Annotated in this window: 1 protein-coding gene; it reads right to left on the bottom strand. The window is 77.0% G+C overall.

What is annotated here, in order from left to right; translation table 11 throughout:
• A partial coding sequence (locus VR45_RS38440) for a non-ribosomal peptide synthetase (RefSeq protein ID WP_045944598.1) occupies positions 1-5,168 on the bottom strand: 5,168 nt, incomplete at both ends.

The raw sequence follows: 5,168 nt of genomic DNA, 5'->3' as shown, positions 1-5,168 counted from the left end.
CTCGGCGTACGGGTCGGCGACGAAGCGCTCGGAGCTGAGGGCCGGGCGGCCGAGATAGCCCCGGGCCAGGCCGGCGCCGGCCACGTACATCTCGCCGGTGACGCCGGGCGGGACCGGCTGCAGGTACTGGTCGAGCACATAGATCCGCAGGTCGGGGATGTTGACGCCGATGGTGCTGCTGCTGCCCGCGGCGGCGCTCGCCCGGTCCAGGGCGATGTGGGTGACGTGCACGGTGGTCTCGGTGATGCCGTACATGTTGACCAGGGTGGGCGCGTCCTCGGCGTGCCGCCGGTACCAGTCGTCGAGGCGGCCGAGTTCGAGTGCCTCGCCGCCGAACACCACGTAGCGCAGGGCGAGTTCGGTGCCGGGCCGCTCCCGGTCGGCGGCGCTGAGCTGGTAGAAGGCGGACGGCGTCTGGTTGAGGACGGTCACCCGCTCGCGGGCGAGCAGGTCGAGGAAGGCCGCCGGGTCGCGGCTGACCAGGTGCGGGACGACGACGAGCCGCCCGCCGTGGAGCAGGGCGCCCCAGAGCTCCCAGACCGAGAAGTCGAAGGCGTAGGAGTGGAACAGCGTCCACACGTCCTCGGCGCCGAAGCCGAACCAGTGGTCGGTGGCGGAGAACAGCCGGACCACGTTGTGGTGGGTGACCGGTACCCCCTTGGGGCGGCCGGTGGAGCCGGAGGTGTAGATGACGTAGGCGGTGTCCTCGGCGGTCAGCGGCCGGGTGCGCTCGTGCTGGGCCAGCGGGACGGCCGGGTGGGCGTCCGCCTCGCCGCCGTCGACCAGCAGCTGCGGCACCCGGTGCTCGGGCATCCGGGGCGCGGTGGCGGTGTCGGTGAGCAGCGCGGCGGGCGCGGCGTCGGCGAGCATGTAGGCGAGCCGGTCGGCCGGGTACTCGGGGTCGAGCGGCAGGTAGGCGGCGCCGGACTTGGCGACCGCGAGCAGGCCGGTGACCAGGTCGAGGGAGCGCGGCAGGGCGAGGGCGACGATGGTGCCGGGGCCGATGCCGCGGGCGGCCAGCAGCCGGGCCAACCGGTCGGCGCGGGCGGCGAGTTCGGTGTAGCTGAGGGTCTCGCCGTCGCAGCTGACGGCGGTGGCGCCGGGGTTGGCGAGGGCGGCGGCCTCGAACAGCTCGGGCAGGGTGGCGCCGGGCTCCGAGTGGACGGGGGTGCCGTTCCACTCGACCAGGGCGCGGTGGCGCTCCTCGTCGCTGATCAGCGGAAGCCGTCCGATCGTGGTGTCCGGCGCGGTGGCGGCGGCGGTGAGCAGCCGGGCCAGGCGCTCGGCGAGGGCGCGCACGGTGGCCTCGTCGAAGAGGTCGGTGCGGTACTCCAGGAAGCCCGCTATGCCGCCCTCGCGCAGTTCGCCCGCGTTCAGGGTGAGGTCGAACTTGGCGGTGCCGGAGGGGATCGCGGCGACGGTGGCGGTGAGGCCGCCGCCGAGCGCGAAGGCCCGGTCGGGGACGGACTGCCAGGCCAGCATGACCTGGAACAGCGGGTGCCGGGCGAGCGAGCGGCGCGGGTTGAGCTCCTCGACCAGGCGGTCGAAGGGCAGGTCGGCGTGGTCGTGGGCGCCGAGCACGGCGGTGCGGGTGCGGCCGAGCAGTTCGCGGAAGCTCGGGTCGCCGGGAGGGGCATCCCCGGCGGAGCGAGGGGAAGTGTCGATGCGCACAACCACGGAGTTGACGAAGTAGCCGACCAGGGCGGCGGTCTCGTCGGAGTCGCGGCCGGCGACGGGGGTGCCGACGGGGATGTCGGTGCCGCAGCCGTGCCGGGTGAGCAGTGCGGCCAGGCCGGCCTGGACGGCGGTGAACACGCTGGTGCCGGTGGTGCGGGCGAGCGCGGCCAGGGCCGCGTGGGCGTCGGCGTCGAGGCGGAACGGCACGGTGGCGCCCTGGTGGGCGGCGACGGCGGGCCGGGGGCGGTCGGTGGGCAGGTCGAGCTGGTCGGGCAGGCCGGCCAGGGTCTTGCGCCAGTGGTCGAGCTGGCGAACGGCGAGCGCGCTGGGCGCCTCGCCGGTGCCGAGGAGCTTCGCCTGCCAGTCCACGTGGTCGGCGAACTGCACGGTCAGCGGGGGCAGTTCGGGGGCGCGGCCGGCGAGGCGGGCGGTGTGGGCGGCGGCCAGGTCGCGGACCAGCGGGGTGGTGGAGGCGCCGTCGCCGGCGATGTGGTGGAGCAGCAGCAGAAGGGTGTGGGTGCCGTCCTGGTGGGCGAACAGGCTGGCCCGCAGCGGAGGTTCGGCGCCGAGGTCGAAGGCGTACCGGACGGCGTCGGTGATCTCGCCGGTGCCGGTGTGGAGTTCGACCGGGGCGGGCGGCAGGATCCGCTGGTAGGGCTCGCCGTCGGCGGACTCGCCGTAGACGGTGCGCAGGGTCTCGTGCCGGGCGGCGAGGTCGCCGACGGCGAGCGCGAGGGCCTCGCGGTCCAGCGGGCCGGTGAGGGTGAGGGCGAGCGGGATGTTGTAGGTGGGGCTGGGGCCCTCCAGCCGGTAGTGGAACCACAGGCCGCGCTGGGCCGGGGAGAGCGGCAGCTGCTCGGCGCGCCGGACCGGCACCAGGGCGGGGCGGGGTTCGGGGGCGGAGCGCTCGCGCAGCAGGGCGGCGAGGGCGGCCGGGGTGGGGTGGCGGAAGACGTCGGCGAAGCCGACGGCCACGCCGAGGGCCTCGCGCAGCCGGGCGGCGAGGCGGCCGGCCAGCAGCGAGTGGCCGCCGAGGTCGAAGAACCCGGCGTCGCGGGAGAGCGGTCCGGGCAGGTCGAGGAGGTCGGCGAACAGCCCGCAGATGATCTCCTCCTGCGGGGTGGCGGGCGCGGCGCCGACCTCCGCCGCGTCGGACTCGGGCTCGGGCAGGGCGCGGTGGTCGAGCTTGTCGTTGCCGGTGCGCGGCAGGTCGTCGAGGACGAGCACGGCGGCGGGCACCATGTGCTCGGGCAGCCGGGCGGCGAGGCCCGAGCGCAGCGCGGCCGGGTCGAGGACGGCTCCGGCGGCGGGCACGGCGTAGCCGAGCAGCCGCTTGCCGCTGGGGCCGGGGCGGGCGATCACCACGGCCCGGTCGACGCCGGGGAGTTCGCCGAGGACGGCGGCGATCTCGCCGGGCTCGATCCGGAAGCCGCGGATCTTCACTTGGTCGTCGGCGCGGCCGAGGAACTCCAGGGTGCGGTCGGGCCGGCGGCGGGCGAGGTCGCCGGTGCGGTACATCCGGCTGCCGGGCGGGCCGAAGGGGTCGGCGAGGAAGCGTTCGGCGGTGAGGTCGGGGCGGCCGAGGTAGCCGCGGGCCAGGCAGGCGCCGGCCACGTAGAGCTCGCCGGCGACGCCGTCGGGGGCGGGGCGCAGCGAGCCGTCGAGCACGTAGGCGCGCGAGCCGCGGACGACCCGGCCGACCGGGGCGCCGTCCGGCCCGGGGGTCCAGGTGTAGGCGTCGACGGTGGTCTCGGTGGGGCCGTAGAGGTTGACCGGGCTCAGGCCGTCGACGGCGGTGAGGCGGCGCCAGAGCGGCTCGGGGGTGGCCTCGCCGCCGACCGCGACCACGGCGGGGCGGTGGACGTCCTCGGCGAGCAGGCCCTCGGCGATCAGCACGTCCAGGTAGGAGGGGGTGACGTCGAGGTAGTCGATCCGCTCGTCGCGGACGTGGCCGACGAGGGCGGCCGGGTCGCGGTAGGTCTCGTCGTCGAGCAGGTGCAGCTCGTGGCCGTGGAGCATCCACAGCACCGGGTCCCAGGAGGCGTCGAAGGCGAACGAGGCGCTGTGGGCGATCCGCAGCCGCTCGCGGCCGGTGCGGGCGAGGGCGGGGGCGATGTGGTCCTCGTCGTGGCCGGCGGCGAGGTTGGCGAGCGAAGCGTGGGTGACGACGACGCCCTTGGGGCGGCCGGTGGAGCCCGAGGTGTGCAGCAGGTAGGCGGTGTGCGCCGGGTCGGGGGCGGGCAGCGGTCCGGCGGGCAGGGCGGCGAGTTCGGCGCGGACGGCGGGGTCGTCGAGGGCGACGGCGGGACGGTCGGCGGCGCCGGGCAGCGCGGCGAGGGCCTCGGCGGTGCCGACGGCGCACACCGGGCGGGTGTCGTCGAGGATGTCGGCGGTCCGCTGCCGGGGGTGGGTGAGGTCCAGGGAGAGGCAGGCGCCGCCGGCCTTGAGCACGGCGAACATCGCGACCAGGGTGTCGGCGCCGCGCGGCATGGCGAGGGCGACGGGGGTGTCGGCGCGGACGCCGAGGGCGGTGAGGCGGTGCGCGAGGCGGCTGCTCGCGGCGTCCAGCTCGGCGAAGGTGAGGGTGGTGGCGCCGCTGCGCAGGGCGACCGCGTCCGGGGTCAGGGCGGCCCGGCCGGCGAGCAGTTCGGGCACGGTGCGGGTGGCGGGCGGCTCGGTGCGGCCGGCGGTGGCGCGGCGCAGCGCGTCCCGGTCGAGCAGGTCGATCCGGGCGATCGGGGTGTGCGGGGCGTCGAGCAGCAGGGTGGCGAGGCCGTCGAGGTAGCGCAGCAGGCCGTCGCGGTGGGCGGCGAGGGCGTCGGCGCCGTACTGGTCGGGGTGGGCCTCCAGGCCGATCCGCAGGGCGCCGTCGGGGCCGGGCGAGACGGCGAGGGCGAGGTCGTCGACGGGGCCGGCGGCGAGGTTGCGGACGGTGCCGGGCAGACCGGCGAGGTCGAGGTCGCGCTCGAAGGCCTTGATGTTGACCATCGGTCCGAACAGGGCGCGGCGGGTGCCGGTGAGTCCGAGGTCGCGGCGCAGGTCCTCCAGCGGGTAGCGCTGGTGGCGGCGGACGTCGCGGACCTCCAGGACGACCCGGCGCAGCAGTTCGGCGGCGGTGTCGCGGGGGTGGACGGCGAGGCGCAGCGGCAGCACGTTGGCGGTGGCGACGGGGGTGCGCAGGGCGGCGGGGCCGCGGCGGTTGGCGAGCGGCAGGCCGAGCACGACGTCCTCGGTGCCGGCGAGACGGTGCAGGTAGCCGGCGGTGGCGGCGATGACGAGTTCGGCCCAGGTGGCGCGGGCGGCCTTGGCGGCGGCCTCCAGCCGGGGCAGGGTGCCGGCGGGGAGGGCGGCGGTCAGGCGGGGCAGTCCGGCGGGGCCGGCGGGGGTGCCGCCGGGGAGGGTGGCGGGGGCGTCGGCGCCGTCCAGGCGGTCGCGCCAGTAGGCGCGGTCGGCGGCGTGCTCCGGGCCGGCGCGGTAGGCGGCCTCCTCGG

This window comes from Streptomyces sp. NRRL S-495 (assembly GCF_000966955.1).
In the GTDB taxonomy this organism is placed as follows: domain Bacteria; phylum Actinomycetota; class Actinomycetes; order Streptomycetales; family Streptomycetaceae; genus Kitasatospora; species Kitasatospora purpeofusca.
This window is presented reverse-complemented; position numbering and strand designations above follow the sequence as displayed.